This window comes from Pseudomonas sp. B111, from assembly GCF_026428275.1.
Classification (GTDB): domain Bacteria; phylum Pseudomonadota; class Gammaproteobacteria; order Pseudomonadales; family Pseudomonadaceae; genus Pseudomonas; species Pseudomonas aeruginosa.
In genome coordinates this window covers 2608327-2623595 of sequence record NZ_CP097857.1, presented here as the reverse complement: position 1 = coordinate 2623595, position 15269 = coordinate 2608327, and the positions used below count along the sequence as shown (strand labels likewise).

Genomic DNA, 15269 nt, shown 5'->3' with positions numbered 1-15269 from the left:
GCGGGCCGGAAGGAAGCCCGGCGATGCCCGACAGCCAAGACCAGACCCCAAGTGCGGTCCAGACCCTGAAAGCCAGCATCCTCGCCAAACTGCGCTACAGCGTCGGCCGCGACCCATCCACCGCCTGCCCGCACGACTGGTTCGAAGCGGTGGCCCTGGCGGTGCGCGACCACATCATCGACCACTGGGAGGAGGCCACCCCGCAAGGTGAAGCGCCCGCGCGCAAGCGGGTCTACTACCTGTCCCTGGAGTTCCTCATCGGTCGCCTGTTGCTGGACAACCTCGGCAACCTCGGGCTGCTCGAGGAAACCCGCCAGGCCCTTGCCGAGCTGGGCGTCGACCTGCAGCGGATCGTTGCCCTGGAGCCGGACGCGGCGCTCGGCAACGGCGGCCTCGGACGCCTGGCGGCATGCTTCATGGAAAGCATGGCCAGCCTCGACATTCCCGCGCATGGCTATGGCATCCGCTACGAGCATGGCCTGTTCCGCCAGGTGCTGACCGACGGCTGGCAGCAGGAGCAGACCGAGACCTGGCTGGACTTCGGCAATCCCTGGGAGTTCGAACGACCCGAGGTCAGCTACTACATCGACTTCGGCGGCAGCGTGCAGGTCGACAGCGAGCACAGTGGCCGAGCCATCTGGCGGCCGGACGAGCGGATCCGGGCGATCGCCTACGACACGCCGATCGTCGGCTGGCGGCGTGCCAGCGTCAATACCCTGCGCCTGTGGCGCGCCCGCGCCGAGGAAGACCTGCAACTGGACCGTTTCAACGCCGGCGACCATATCGGCGCGGTGGTCGACGTGGTCAAGGCGGAGAGCATCTCGCGGGTGCTGTATCCGGCCGACAGCACCGAGGCCGGTCAGGAACTGCGCCTGCGCCAGGAGTACTTCTTCGTCTCAGCCTCGCTGCAGGACCTGCTCGACCGCCACCTGCGCCATCATCACGACCTGCGTAGCCTGCCGGAACAGGTGGCGATCCAGCTCAACGACACCCACCCGGCGATCGCCGTCGCCGAGCTGATGCGGCAACTGGTGGACGTGCACCAATTGGCCTGGCCGGACGCCTGGGCGCTGAGCGTGGCGACCTTGTCCTACACCAACCACACGCTGCTCCCGGAAGCTCTGGAATCCTGGCCGGTGGCGCTGATGGAGCGCCTGTTGCCGCGCCACATGCAGATCATCTACCTGATCAATGCCTTCCATATAGACGCGCTGCGTGCCCAGGACATCCACGACTTCGACCTGTTGCGTTCGGTCAGCCTGATCGAGGAGGGCCACGGCCGACGGGTGCGCATGGGCAACCTGGCGTTCCTCGGTTCGCACCAGATCAACGGGGTATCGGCATTGCACACCGAGCTGATGCGCGAAACCGTGTTCCATGACCTGCATCGCCTCTATCCGCAGCGCATCAGCAACAAGACCAACGGCGTGTCGTTCCGCCGCTGGCTGTTCCAGGCCAACCCGGGGTTGACCGAGCTGCTGGTGGAGACCCTCGGCGCCGACCTGCTGGACACCCCGGAACGGCGCCTGCCGGACCTCGAGGAACACGTCGAGGACGCCAGGCTGCGGGCGCGCTTCGCCGAGCAGCGCCGGCAGAACAAGACCGCCCTGGCGCGCCTGGTGCTGGACAGCCTCGGCGTGGCGATCGAACCGGAAGCGCTGTTCGATGTGCATATCAAGCGTATCCACGAATACAAGCGGCAGTTGCTCAACCTGCTGCACACCGTGGCGCTGTACCAGGAGATCCGCAACGACCCGACCGCCGACCGCGTGCCGCGGGTGAAGATCTTCGCCGGCAAGGCTGCCGCCAGCTACCACCAGGCCAAGCTGATCATCAAGCTGGCCAACGACATCGCCCGCACCATCAACGACGACCCCACCGTGCGCGGCCTGCTCAAGCTGGTGTTCCTGCCCAACTACAACGTCAGCCTGGCCGAGGCGATCATTCCCGCGGCGGACCTCTCCGAGCAGATTTCCACCGCCGGGCTCGAGGCCTCCGGGACCAGCAACATGAAGTTCGCCCTCAACGGCGCGCTGACCATCGGCACCCTGGACGGCGCCAACGTCGAGATGAGCCAGCGGATCGGCCTGGAACACATGTTCATCTTCGGCCTCAGCGCCCAGCAGGTGGAGCAGCGCCGGCAAGCCGGGGAGCTGGAGATGGGCGGGGTGATCGCGGCCTCGCCGCGGCTGGAGGAAGCCCTGGAGGCGATCCGCAGTGGGCTGTTCTCGGCCGACGACCGCAGCCGCTACGAAGGGCTGGTGGACGGCCTGGTGCACGACGACCGCTTCATGCTCTGCGCCGACTTCGAGGCCTACTGGCATGCGCAGTGCCGGGTCGAGGAAGTCTGGCGCGAGCCCGATCGCTGGTGGCGCTCGGCGTTGCTCAACGTGGCGCGGATCGGCTGGTTCAGCGCCGACCGGACGATCAGCGAATACGCCCGGGATATCTGGAAGCTATGAAGGGCCTTACCAGAAGCCGGCCGGGTGACGGCGTTCGGGGCCCTCCAGGCGAAGGTCGAAGGCGCGGCGGAAGAATACCGCCAGCTCGCTGTCCAGCACCATCGGGTTGATCGACGCCAGCTCGGCCGGCAGGCTGTGCCATTCCTGGGCCCCGGCCAGGTACTGGCGATGGATGACCCGCTCGCCGGGAATCGCCAGCAGGCTGTAGTGGCTTTTCTCGCCTCCCGGCTCGCCGACTTCCAGGCGCAGGCGAGGATGGCCGTCCTCGTCGAGGTCGAGGTCCACGTTGCAGTCCAGGCCGTAGCTGCGCGCCTCTTCGCAGGAGTCGACGAAAAGCGGTTTCGCCACCTGTTCGACGAGAGAAATGAAATAGTGCTGGAATCGCACTTCGTCACTGTTTTCCATGGCGAGTTCCATTTGTTTTAAAGTTCGACGATTAATTATTGAATGGGTCTATCGGAATGTCAGGGATTGCAATAGAAAAGAATAATTAAGTGCCTCCGCCTGGGTCTTCTTCGGTATTCGCTCCATGATATTCGGGGTAGGGTTCCTGATCGCTGTCTCCCGGTTCGAAATTCCATTCATGGCAATCGCGATCGGGTTCTTCGTTGCTTACCACGGGATCGCTGTAGGCCGGATGCTCGTAGGGTTTCATGGTGCTCCTCCGAGATGTGCGGGCTTTCATCTGACGCAATTCTGGGATTTCTGTCAATGCTGGCAATGGAATAAGGCAAGGATCTTTGAACCCTATGGATTGCGCTCGAAACATGCTGGCAAAACGCTTCGCTTTCATTCGCTGAAAATAATCTGAACCCCTGGCGAAACACCCTCTCAGAGTTAGGGCATGCGCAACGCATGCGTCCATGAAATCTGTTCTGAAGAGATTATTCGGAGGAAATAGAAATGGCACAGCATCAAGGTGGTAAAGGCAACTTCGCGGAAGACCCGAAACGTGCTTCGGAGGCCGGCAAGAAGGGCGGCCAGGCCAGCGGCGGCAACTTCAAGAACGATCCGCAGCGGGCCTCCGAGGCTGGCAAGAAAGGTGGCCAGCGCAGCCACGGCGGGAACTGATAACCGCGCAGTGAAGTGAATGGGGCGGAGCAGGGAGGCATCCGCCCCATTTTCATGCCCAGGATGAGGAGAGGAAACCGATGAGCGAGCAGAACAACGAGCAGCGCAGCCAGGCGGCCGGCACCGACACCGTCGACCGTGGCAACAGCAACGCCAAGCTGGAACAGCTGGAGGCCTATCGCGAGGACGCCACCGGAGAGGCCCTGAGCACCAATACCGGCACCCGCATCGCCGATAACCAGAACACCCTGAAGGCCGGCGAGCGCGGACCGTCGTTGCTCGAAGACTTCATCATGCGCGAGAAGATCACCCACTTCGACCACGAGCGCATTCCCGAGCGCGTGGTCCACGCTCGTGGCTCGGCGGCGCATGGCTACTTCGAGGCCTACGAGGACCTCAGCGACCTGACCAAGGCCGGCTTCCTCGCCGAGGCGGGCAAGCGTACCCCGGTCTTCGTGCGTTTCTCCACCGTGCAGGGGCCGCGCGGGTCCGCGGATACGGTGCGTGACGTACGCGGCTTCGCCGTGAAGTTCTATACCGACGAAGGCAACTTCGACCTGGTCGGCAACAACATGCCGGTGTTCTTCATCCAGGATGCGATCAAGTTCCCGGACTTCGTCCATGCGGTGAAACCCGAACCGCACAACGAGATTCCCACCGGAGCGTCTGCCCACGACACCTTCTGGGACTTCGTTTCGCTGACCCCGGAGTCGGCGCACATGGTCATGTGGCTGATGTCCGATCGCGCCATTCCGATCGCCTACCGCAACATGCAGGGCTTCGGCGTGCACACCTTCCGCCTGGTCAACGCGGCCGGCGAGAGCGTGCTGGTCAAGTTCCACTGGCGACCGAAGTCCGGGACCTGCTCGCTGGTCTGGGACGAGGCGCAGAAGCTCGCCGGCAAGGACCCCGACTTCAACCGGCGGACCCTCTGGGAGGACATCGAGAAGGGCGACTATCCCGAATGGGAACTGGGCCTGCAGGTGATCCCGGAGAACCAGCAGGACAGCTTCGACTTCGACCTGCTCGACCCCACCAAGCTGGTGCCCGAGGAGTTGGTGCCGGTAAGGGTGGTGGGACGGATGGTACTCAACCGCAACCCCGACAATTTCTTCGCCGAGACCGAACAGGTGGCGTTCCACGTCGGCCACCTGGTCCCCGGAATCGACTTCACCAACGACCCGCTGTTGCAGGGTCGGCTGTTCTCCTATACCGACACCCAACTGCTGCGCCTGAGCGGGCCGAACTTCAACGAAATCCCGATCAACCGCCCGCTGTGTCCGTTCCACAACAACCAGCGCGACGCGCCGCACCGGCAGACCATCAACCGCGGCCGGGCTTCCTATGAACCGAACTCGATCGACGGCGGCTGGCCGAAGGAAACCCCGCCGGCGGCGCGCAACGGCGGCTTCTCCAGCTACCACGAGCCGGTCAGCGGCAGCAAGCTGCGCAAGCGCGCCGACTCCTTCGCCGATCATTTCAGCCAGGCCGCTTTGTTCTGGCACAGCATGAGCGAGGCCGAGCAGGCGCATATCGTCGCCGCCTACAGCTTCGAACTGTCCAAGGTCGAGCGGCAATCGATCCGTGAGCGCGAAGTCAACCAGATACTCCTCAACATCGATCCGCAACTGGCCGCCAGGGTCGCGGCGAACGTCGGTGTGCAGCTCGCCGCGCCGGCCAACCCGGCACCGCAGCCGAAGCCGTCGCCGGCGCTGAGCCAGATGAACCTGCTGTCCGGCGACATCCGTTCGCGCAAGGTGGCGATCCTGATCGCCGACGGCGTCGCCGAGAGCGACGTCAGCGACCTGCGCGACGCGCTCCGCCAGGAGGGCGCGGACGCCAAGCTGATCGCGCCCAGCGCTTCGCCGGTGCAGGCTGAAAACGGCGCCGAACTGAGCCCTGAGGGAACCTGGGACGGCCTGCCGTCGGTAGCCTTCGACGCGGTCTTCGTGCCTGGCGGCGCGGCCAGCAGCCAGGCCATCGGCGCTGACGGGCGCGGCCTGCACTACCTGCTGGAAGCCTACAAGCACCTGAAGCCAGTGGCCTTCGCCGGCGATGCCCAGGCGCTGGCCAGCCAGCTTTCGTTGCCTGGCGACCCCGGCGTGGTGCTCGGCGCCACGGCCACCGATGTCTTCCCCGGCCTGCGCCAGGCATTGATGCAGCACCGGATCTGGCAGCGCGAGGCGGCGACCAAGGCGATCCCCGCCTGAGGAGCGCCGCTGGCGAATCCGATCGCACCTTCCCGTCGTCTCGTCGGTCACAGCTGGAAAGGGCGGCTGGCCGAGCGATTCGGCGGGAGGACCCGGATGACCTTGCGTTGCCTGATAGGCGGTTGCGACTGGTGCCGGCAACCGGCGTTGCGACTGGGTGAGGAAACCTTCGACTGCGAGCGCTGCCTGCGTTGCGGTGCCCTGCGCTACAGCGAGATACAACGCCGATGAGCGCCTGGGAGACGTTGTGGAAGATCCTCGGCGAGGAGTTCGCCGATCTCGCCGACTTCGAGCAGACCGCCCGCGCCGCGTTGCGCCTGCTGCTGGCGGCGGCGCTCGGCGCGGTACTCGGCTACGAGCGCGAGCAGAGCGGCAAGGCCGCCGGCCTGCGCACGCACATGCTGGTAACCCTCGGCGCGGCGCTGTTCGTCATGCCGCTGCAATTGCAGAGTGGCGGGGCGGACGCGCTGAGCCGGGTGATCCAGGGCACCGTCGCCGGCATCGGCTTCCTCTGCGCCGGCACCATCCTCAAGGCAGGTCGGGAAAGCCGGGTCAGGGGCCTGACCACCGCGGCGGGTCTCTGGGCCAGCACCGCCATAGGCGTCGCGGTCGGACTCGGTCACCAGGGTACCGCGGTGCTCGGGACGGTCCTGGCGCTACTGGTGCTGCATGTCCTGGCCTGCCTGAACCGTTCGCCGCCATCTTCCGATAGCCATTGAGGAGAGTTCCGTCATGTTCAAGGACTTCGACGCCTGTACCGCCTGGACCGACGCGATGCAGGAGCGCTGCCAGCCGGTCGGCCTGATCCTCTATCAGCCCAAGCGGCGTGGCTCGGCGGTACGCATGCTGTGGGTAGTGACCCCGGGTTGCAGTTGCCTGAGCGACGCCGAGACCGCCGCCGACAACCTGCTCCAGCGCATCACCGACATCGCCGCCGACGGCCGCGTGCGTTACGCGGACGGCGGCACGCTGTAACCATCAAGAGGAGGAAACCGGCATGGCGCGTGCGATCTGGAAAGGCGCGATCAGCTTCGGCCTGGTGCATATACCGGTGAGCCTGTCGGCGGCGACCTCGTCGCAGGGCATCGATTTCGACTGGCTCGACCAGCGCAGCATGGAGCCGGTCGGCTACAAACGGGTGAACAAGGTCACCGGCAAGGAGATCGAGCGCGAGAACATCGTCAAGGGCGTGGAGTACGAAAAGGGCCGCTACGTGGTGCTGAGCGAGGAAGAAATCCGCGCGGCGCATCCCAAGTCGACCCAGACCATCGAGATCTTCGCTTTCGTCGATAGCCAGGAAATTCCCCTGCAGCACTTCGATACCCCGTACTACCTGGCCCCCGACCGGCGCGGAGGCAAGGTCTACGCGCTGCTCCGGGAGACCCTGGAGCGCACCGGCAAGGTCGCCCTGGCCAACGTCGTCCTGCACACCCGCCAGCACCTGGCGCTCCTGCGGCCTCTGCAGGACGCCCTGGTGCTGATCACCCTGCGCTGGCCGTCGCAGGTGCGCAGCCTGGATGGCCTGGAGCTGGACGAAAGCGTCACCGAGGCGAAACTCGACAAGCGCGAGCTGGAGATGGCCAAGCGCCTGGTGGAGGACATGGCCTCCCACTGGGAGCCGGACGAATACAAGGACAGCTTCAGCGACAAGATCATGAAGCTGGTCGAGGAAAAGGCCGCCAAGGGCCAGCTGCACGCGGTGGAGGAAGAGGAGGAGGTGGCTGGCAAGGGCGCCGACATCATCGATCTCACCGACCTGCTCAAGCGCAGCCTGCGTTCCCGCGCCGGCGGCGGCAAGGACAAGGGCAGCGAAAAGGCCGGGGCCGACGCGAAGGGTCGCGCCAAGTCCGGTGCCTCGCGTTCGCGGCGCAAGGCCTGAGGCGAGCCGCTGGGTAAATCAACCTGAACCAATCGGTCGCCGGCGGGCTCGGAATCAATGACCGTCCGCGCCGCCGGCCATTCGAGGCCGGCGGAAGCCTCGCGACCCATCGCCGAACCCACGTCCCGGAGGAGCGCGCCTCGATGAGTTCGATTGTCCGCAACAGCGACGATGATCCGCTGGTCATCGCCATCCAGCAGCCCCGTATCGCCATCGAGTCGGTCAGCCCTGTGGTGGAAGAGGGTGCCTATCCCGCGAAGACCGAGAGCGACCGCGACCTGCGCCTGGCCGCGCGAATCTTCGCCGATGGCCATGAGGTACTCGGTGCCGAGGTGGTCTGGCGGCGTGTCGGGGAAACCGCGGAGCGGCGCCTGCCGCTGCTGCCCGAAGGCAACGATTTCTGGAGCGCGCAGTTGCGCACGCCGACCTGCGGCCGCCTGTACTTCCGTATCGAGGCCTGGATCGACCGTTTTGCCGGCTACCGCCGCGAATTGCGTGCCAAGCATGGCGCACGCCTGCCGCTGGACCTGGAGCTGCGCGAGGGCGACGAACTGCTGCAGCGCTGCGCCGAGCGCGGCGGTCCGGAGATCGCCGCCGCCTGTGCGCCGCTGGCCGAACGCCTGCAGGCCTGCCAGAGCGTCGAGGAGCGGGTGGCGCTGTGGCTGGCGGCGCAGACCGGCGAACTGTTGCGTCTGGTCGGCCCGCGCGAGCACCTGGTGCGCAGCCGCGAATACCCGCTGGAGGTGGAGCGACCGCTGGCGCGCTTCGCCAGTTGGTACGAGCTGTTCCCTCGCTCGGAAAGCGGCGACCCGACACGCCACGGTACCTTCGACGACGTGATCCGGCGCCTGCCGCAGATCGCCGCGATGGGCTTCGACGTTCTCTATTTCCCGCCGATCCACCCCATCGGCCGCACCCATCGCAAGGGCCGCAACAATTCCTTGCGTGCCGAGGCCGGCGACCCCGGCAGCCCGTATGCGATCGGCAGCGAGGAGGGCGGCCACGAGGCGATCCATCCCGAACTGGGCGACCGCGAGGATTTCCGCCGGCTGCTCGTTGCGGTGCGCGAGCACGGCATGGAACTGGCGCTGGACTTCGCCATCCAGTGCTCCCCCGACCACCCCTGGCTGCGCGAGCATCCCGGCTGGTTCGCCTGGCGTCCGGACGGTAGCTTGCGCTACGCGGAGAACCCGCCGAAGAAGTACGAGGACATCGTCAACGTCGACTTCTACGCCGAACAGGCCCTGCCGAGCCTGTGGGAAGCCTTGCGCGACGTGGTGCTGGGCTGGGTCGAGCAGGGCGTGACGCTGTTTCGCGTCGACAACCCGCACACCAAGCCACTGCCGTTCTGGGAGTGGCTGATCGCCGAGGTGCGCGGCCGCCATCCGCAGGTGATCTTCCTTTCCGAGGCGTTCACCCGCCCGGCGATGATGGCGCGCCTGGGCAAGGTCGGCTTCAGCCAGAGCTACACCTATTTCACCTGGCGCAACGACAAGCAGGAACTGGCGGAGTACTTCGCCGAACTCAACCAGCCACCCTGGCGCGACTGCTACCGGCCGAACTTCTTCGTCAACACCCCGGACATCAATCCCTGGTTCCTGCAACGCTCCGGCCGCCCCGGCTTCCTCATCCGTGCCGCCCTGGCGACCATGGGGTCGGGGCTGTGGGGCATGTACTCCGGCTTCGAGCTGTGCGAGGCGGCGGCCTTGCCGGGCAAGGAGGAGTACCTCGACTCGGAGAAATACCAGTTGCGTCCGCGCGACTACCAGGCGCCGGGCAACATCGTCGCCGAGATCGCCCGGCTCAACCGCATCCGCCGGGAAAACCCGGCATTGCAGACGCACCTCGGGTTCCAGGCCTACAACGCCTGGAACGACCGCATCCTGTATTTCGGCAAGCGCACCGCGGACCTCGCCAACTTCGTCCTGGTGGCGGTCTGCCTGGACCCGCACGAAGCCCAGGAGGCGCATTTCGAACTGCCGCTGTGGGAGTTCGGCCTGCCCGACGACGCCAGCCTCCAGGGCGAGGACCTGATGAACGGGCATCGCTGGGTCTGGCACGGCAAGGTCCAGTGGATGCGCATCGAACCCTGGCACCTGCCGTTCGGCATCTGGCGCGTGCGGCGCGTCGACGCATAAGGAGAAACCCATGGCCAGACGCGAGAAACCGGTCTTTCTCAACGACCCGCAATGGTACAAGGACGCGGTGATCTACCAGGTCCACGTGAAATCCTTCTACGACGCCAACAACGATGGCATCGGCGACTTCGCCGGGCTGATCGAGAAGCTCGACTACATCGCCGACCTCGGCGTGAACACTCTCTGGCTGCTGCCGTTCTACCCGTCGCCACGCCGCGACGACGGCTACGACATCGCCCAGTACCGTGGCGTGCACAGCGACTACGGCAGCCTCGCCGACGCCCGCCGGTTCATCGCCGAGGCCCATCGACGCGGCCTGCGGGTGATCACCGAGCTGGTGATCAACCACACCTCCGACCAGCATCCCTGGTTCATCCGCGCCCGCCACGCGAAGAAGGGGTCGCGCGCCCGCGACTACTACGTCTGGTCGGACAGCGACGAGAAATACCAGGGTACGCGGATCATCTTCATCGACACCGAGCAGTCCAACTGGACCTGGGACCCGGTCGCCCAACAGTACTACTGGCACCGCTTCTATTCCCACCAGCCGGACCTGAACTTCGACAACCCGCAGGTCCTGCGCGAGGTGCTCGGGGTGATGCGCTACTGGCTGGACATGGGCGTCGACGGCCTGCGCCTGGACGCGATTCCCTACCTGATCGAACGCGACGGCACCAGCAGCGAGAACCTGCCGGAGACCCACCAGGTGCTCAAGCGCATCCGCGCCGAGCTGGACGCGCACTATCCCGACCGCATGCTGCTGGCCGAGGCCAACCAGTGGCCGGAAGACACCCGGCCGTACTTCGGCGGCGAGGATGGCGGCGAGGGCGACGAATGCCACATGGCCTTCCACTTCCCGCTGATGCCGCGCATGTACATGGCCATCGCCCAGGAGGATCGCTATCCGATCACCGACATCCTGCGCCAGACCCCGGACATCCCGGCCAATTGCCAATGGGCGATCTTCCTGCGCAACCACGACGAGCTGACCCTGGAGATGGTCACCGACGACGAGCGCGACTATCTCTGGAACCACTATGCCGCCGACCGCCGCGCGCGCCTCAACCTGGGCATCCGCCGGCGCCTGGCGCCGCTGGTGGAGCGTGACCGGCGGCGCATCGAGCTGCTGCACAGCCTGCTGTTGTCGATGCCGGGCACGCCGACCCTGTACTACGGCGACGAGATCGGCATGGGCGACAACATCTACCTCGGCGACCGCGACGGCGTGCGCACGCCGATGCAGTGGTCGGTGGACCGCAACGGCGGCTTCTCCCGCGCCGACCCGGCGAAGCTGGTGCTGCCGCCGATCCTCGACCCGCTGTACGGCTACCAGACGATCAACGTCGAGGCGCAGGCGCGCGACCCGCATTCGCTGCTCAACTGGATGCGCCGCCTGCTCGCCGTGCGCAGCCAGCAGAAGGCCTTCGGCCGCGGCAGCCTGAAGATGCTCGCGCCGAGCAACCGACGGATCCTCGCCTACCTGCGCGAATACGCCGAGGGCGAACGGCAGGACAGCATCCTCTGCGTGGCCAACCTGTCGCGCGCGGCCCAGGCGGTGGAACTGGACCTCGCCAGCCATGCCGGCAAGGTGCCGGTGGAGATGATCGGCGGCATGTCGTTCCCGCCGATCGGCGAGCTGACCTACCTGCTGACCCTGCCGCCCTACGGCTTCTACTGGTTCTACCTGGCCGACGCGACGCAGATGCCGAGCTGGCACGTGGCCGCCGACGAGCGCCTGCCGGAACTGCCGACCCTGGTGGTCAAGCAGCGCCTCGGCGAGCTGCTGCAGGGCGCATCGCGGAACATCCTGGAAGGCGAGACGCTGCCGGCCTACCTGCCGAAGCGCCGCTGGTTCGCCGGCGAGAAAGGCCAACCACGGCTCTGCTACATCGTTCCGCTGGACGAGGCGGAGCCGCGCTGTGCGCTGTGCGAAGTGGAGATCGACGGGCTGCGCTACCAGTTGCCGCTGGGCTTCCTCGACGCCGACCAGCGCGGCGACAGCCTGCCTCAGTTGCTGGCCCTGGCGCGCCTGCGGCGCGGGCGCAAGGTCGGCCTGCTGACCGACGCCGCCAGCCTGCCGCTGTTCGCCCGCAAGGTCCTCGCGCAACTCCGCGCCGAGGCGGTGATCGCCCACGGCGACGGCGAGATCCAGTTCATCCCGGCGGCGGGACTGGCGGAAATGGACGACATCGCCGACGAAGACGTCCTGCCGTTCTCGGTGGAGCAGTCCAACAGCTCGATCCGCTTCGGCGAGCGCATGGTCCTCAAGGTGCTGCGCAAGATCCTTCCGGGGCTGCATCCGGAAATCGAGGTCGGTGGCTACCTGACCCGCCACGGCTACCCCGGCATCGCCCCGTTGCTCGGCGAGGTACGGCGGGTCGGCGCGGATGGCGAGCCGCACACGCTGATGATCCTGCTGGGCTACCTGAACAACCAGGGTGACGCCTGGAACTGGACCCTGGACAACCTGGAGCGAGCCGTGCGCGACGAGATATCCGCGGCCAGCGAGGCGCTCGAAGGGCAATACGACAGCCTCGCCGAACTGCGCGGCTTCGCCGCCAACCTCGGCGCCCGGCTCGGCGAGATGCACAGCGTACTGGCCAGCGAGTCGGACGATCCGGCCTTCGGCAGCCGCGAAAGCGACGAAGCCAGCGTCCAGGCCTGGGCGCTGCGCATCGCCGAACAGTTGCGCGAAGCCGGCAAACGCCTGAGCGAGCCGCCACGGCCGTTGCAGGGCGAGGCGGCGGAACAGGCGCGGCGCCTGCTGGAACGCCTGCCGGCGCTGCTCGAACGCCTGCCGCTGCTGGCCCGGCAAGCAGCCGGCGGGCTGCTGATCAGGGTTCACGGCGACCTGCACCTGGGCCAGGTGCTGATGGTCCAGGGCGACGCACGCTTCATCGACTTCGAGGGCGAGCCGGCGCGCAGCCTGGAAGAGCGCCGCCAGCGCCACAGTCCGATGAAGGACGTCGGCGGCATGCTGCGCTCGTTCGACTACGCGGCGGCGATGGTCCTGCGCAACGCGCAGAGCACCGATAGCTCGGAACAGGCCGACAGCGCCCGGCGCAAGGTCGCCATGCGCTATCGCGGCGAAGCCCGCGACGCCTTCCTGGTCGGCTACCGCGCCGCCGCAGCGGGCCTCGCGCACGCCTGGCACGGCCGCGAAGGCGAGGGCGCGGCGCTGGCCCTGGCCTGCCTGGAAAAGGCCGCCTACGAACTGCTCTACGAAGCCGACTACCGCCCCGACTGGCTGGAAGTGCCTCTCGCCGGTCTGGCCGAACTCACCGAACACCTCCTGAAGGGCAAGAACCGATGAGCGAACCGATGTCCGAACGCGAACGCTGGCAACTGGAGCTGGACAAGCTGCAGCGCGGCCTGCAGGGCGATCCATTCGCCTTCCTCGGCCCGCAGCGCGACCCCGGCGGCGAAGGCGGCGTGCTGCGCGCCTACCTGCCCGGCGCGCAGCGCGTCGAGCTGCTCGACGAAGACGGCGCGACGCTCGCCGAACTGGAGCAGAGCGACCCCGGCAGCGGCTTGTTCCAGCGCCGCCTGGAGCGCCTGCCGCCGCGCTACCGCCTGCGCGTGCACTGGCCGGACGGCGTGCAGGAAAGCGAAGACCCCTATGCCTTCGGGCCGTTGCTCGGCGAACTCGACCTTTACCTGTTCGCCGAAGGCAACCACCGCCAACTGGCCTCCTGCCTGGGCGCGCAACTGACCCGTCACGAAGGCGTGGAGGGCGTGCGCTTCGCGGTCTGGGCGCCGAACGCCGTGCGCGTCTCGGTGGTCGGCGATTTCAACGGCTGGGACGGGCGCCGTCACCCGATGCGACGACGCTATCCATCCGGCGTCTGGGAACTGTTCGTCCCGCGCCTCGGCGAGGGCGAACTGTACAAGTACGAGTTGCAGGGCCACGACGGCCTCCTGCCGCTGAAGGCCGACCCCCTGGCGCTGGCCTGCGAGACGCCGCCCGGAACCGCTTCGAAGACCTGCGCGGCGTTGCGCCACGAGTGGCGCGACCAGGACTGGCTGGCCCGGCGCGCGGAGCGCCAGGGCTATGCGGCACCGCTGTCGATCTATGAAGTCCACGCCGGCTCCTGGCGCCACCGCGACGGCCGGCCGCCGCACTGGTCGGAACTGGCGGAGGAGCTGATTCCCTACGTGCGCCAGCTCGGCTTCACCCATATCGAGCTGATGCCGGTGATGGAACATCCCTTCGGCGGCTCCTGGGGCTACCAGCCGCTCGGGTTGTTCGCCCCCACCGCGCGCTACGGCACGCCGGAGGACTTCGCCGCGTTCGTCGACGCCTGCCACCAGGCCGGCATCGGCGTGATCCTCGACTGGGTGCCGGCGCATTTTCCCACCGACGCCCACGGCCTGGGCCGTTTCGACGGCACGGCGCTGTACGAGTACGAACATCCCTTCGAAGGCTTCCACCAGGACTGGGATACCTACATCTACAACCTTGGCCGCAGCGAGGTGCACGGCTTCATGCTGGCCTCGGCGCTGCACTGGCTGCGCACCTACCACGTCGACGGCCTGCGGGTGGATGCGGTGGCCTCGATGCTCTATCGCGACTATTCGCGCAAGGAAGGCGAATGGCTGCCGAACCGCCATGGCGGCCGGGAGAACCTGGAGGCCATCGACTTCCTCCATCACCTCAACCAGGTGGTCGCCAGCGAAACCCCCGGCGCGCTGGTGATCGCCGAGGAATCCACCGCCTGGCCCGGCGTCAGCCGTCCGGTGGCGGAGGGCGGCCTGGGCTTCAGCCATAAATGGAACATGGGCTGGATGCACGACAGCCTGGCGTACATCGGCGAAGACCCGCTGCACCGGCGCTATCACCACCACCAGTTGACCTTCGGCCTGCTCTACGCCTTCTCCGAGCATTTCATCCTGCCGATCTCCCACGACGAGGTGGTACATGGCAAGCACTCGCTACTGGACAAGATGCCCGGCGACCGCTGGCAGAAGTTCGCCAACCTGCGCCTGTACCTGAGCTTCATGTGGTCGCACCCGGGCAAGAAGCTGCTGTTCATGGGATGCGAGTTCGGCCAGTGGCGCGAGTGGAACCACGACGGCGAACTGGACTGGTACCTGCTGCGCTATCCGGAGCATCAGGGCGTACAGGACCTGGTGGCGGCCCTCAACCGGCTGTACCGCGAACTCCCCGCACTGCATGCGCGCGACGGCGAGGCGCTCGGCTTCGAATGGCTGATCGGCGACGACCAGGCGAACAGTGTCTACGCCTGGCTGCGCCACGCGGCCGGCGAGCCATCGCTGCTGGCGGTACACAATTTCACCCCGGTGCCGCGCCAGGGCTATCGGATCGGCGTAGCGCAAGGCGGCGACTGGGACGTGCTGCTCAATAGCGACGCCCAGGCGTTCGCCGGTTCCGGCTCAGGCAGCCAGGGCCGCGTCTCCAGCGAGTCGTGCGGCGCCCATGGCCAGGCGCAGTCGCTGCTGCTCGACCTGCCGCCGCTGGGCACGCTGCTGCTGCGTCCGGCCGGCTGAT

The 15269-nt window shown here is 66.9% G+C and carries 12 protein-coding genes; 10 read left to right on the top strand and 2 right to left on the bottom strand.

Annotated features, from left to right (window positions below; translation table 11 throughout):
- The first annotated feature begins 23 nt into the window (after nt 1-23).
- Nucleotides 24-2462, top strand: a complete 2439-nt coding sequence (locus M6E97_RS12155; protein WP_003100816.1) for a glycogen/starch/alpha-glucan phosphorylase — start codon at nt 24-26, stop codon at nt 2460-2462.
- Between the two features lie 6 nt (nt 2463-2468).
- On the opposite strand, the gene M6E97_RS12150 is transcribed toward M6E97_RS12155, so the two are convergent.
- Both M6E97_RS12150 and M6E97_RS12145 read right to left on the bottom strand, forming a co-directional pair.
- Nucleotides 2469-2867 carry a hypothetical protein gene (locus tag M6E97_RS12150; RefSeq protein ID WP_003100818.1) on the bottom strand — a complete coding sequence of 133 codons (399 nt, stop codon included), beginning with the start codon at nt 2865-2867 and terminating at the stop codon, nt 2469-2471.
- Nucleotides 2868-2952: 85 nt separating this feature from the next.
- The gene (locus M6E97_RS12145) at nt 2953-3117 is read right to left on the bottom strand and encodes a hypothetical protein (protein WP_003109864.1); all 165 of its coding nucleotides are present in this window, start codon (nt 3115-3117) and stop codon (nt 2953-2955) included.
- A gap of 248 nt (nt 3118-3365) precedes the next feature.
- Here M6E97_RS12145 and M6E97_RS12140 point away from each other — a divergent pair, with 248 nt between their 5' ends.
- The 9 genes from M6E97_RS12140 to glgB all read left to right on the top strand — a co-directional run bounded on the left by M6E97_RS12140 (nt 3366) and on the right by glgB (nt 15268).
- The gene (locus M6E97_RS12140) at nt 3366-3533 is read left to right on the top strand and encodes a general stress protein (RefSeq protein ID WP_003088912.1); all 168 of its coding nucleotides are present in this window, start codon (nt 3366-3368) and stop codon (nt 3531-3533) included.
- Nucleotides 3534-3613: 80 nt separating this feature from the next.
- Nucleotides 3614-5743 carry a catalase HPII gene (gene katE, locus M6E97_RS12135; RefSeq protein WP_021264737.1) on the top strand — a complete coding sequence of 710 codons (2130 nt, stop codon included), beginning with the start codon at nt 3614-3616 and terminating at the stop codon, nt 5741-5743.
- Between the two features lie 96 nt (nt 5744-5839).
- Nucleotides 5840-5974 (top strand): PSPA7_2676 family Cys-rich small protein, encoded by a 135-nt coding sequence (locus M6E97_RS12130; RefSeq protein ID WP_003160215.1) that lies wholly within the window; start codon nt 5840-5842, stop codon nt 5972-5974.
- Nucleotides 5971-6462: an MgtC/SapB family protein gene (locus tag M6E97_RS12125; RefSeq protein ID WP_003100824.1), complete on the top strand. Its 492-nt coding sequence runs from the start codon at nt 5971-5973 to the stop codon at nt 6460-6462. Before M6E97_RS12130 ends, M6E97_RS12125 begins: the two co-directional genes overlap by 4 nt.
- 13 nt (nt 6463-6475) lie before the next feature.
- Entirely contained in the window at nt 6476-6718 is a 243-nt protein-coding gene (locus M6E97_RS12120; RefSeq protein ID WP_021264738.1) for a hypothetical protein, read from the top strand.
- Nucleotides 6719-6740: 22 nt separating this feature from the next.
- Nucleotides 6741-7622 (top strand): Ku protein, encoded by an 882-nt coding sequence (locus M6E97_RS12115; RefSeq protein WP_003100825.1) that lies wholly within the window; start codon nt 6741-6743, stop codon nt 7620-7622.
- Nucleotides 7623-7765: 143 nt separating this feature from the next.
- The gene (locus M6E97_RS12110; protein ID WP_034005590.1) at nt 7766-9760 is read left to right on the top strand and encodes an alpha-1,4-glucan--maltose-1-phosphate maltosyltransferase; all 1995 of its coding nucleotides are present in this window, start codon (nt 7766-7768) and stop codon (nt 9758-9760) included.
- Nucleotides 9761-9770: 10 nt separating this feature from the next.
- Nucleotides 9771-13073 carry a maltose alpha-D-glucosyltransferase gene (gene treS, locus M6E97_RS12105; RefSeq protein ID WP_034005591.1) on the top strand — a complete coding sequence of 1101 codons (3303 nt, stop codon included), beginning with the start codon at nt 9771-9773 and terminating at the stop codon, nt 13071-13073.
- Nucleotides 13070-15268, top strand: coding sequence for a 1,4-alpha-glucan branching protein GlgB (gene glgB, locus M6E97_RS12100; protein ID WP_023099613.1), 2199 nt, complete (start codon nt 13070-13072; stop codon nt 15266-15268). Before treS ends, glgB begins: the two co-directional genes overlap by 4 nt.
- Nucleotide 15269: the final 1 nt, after the last annotated feature.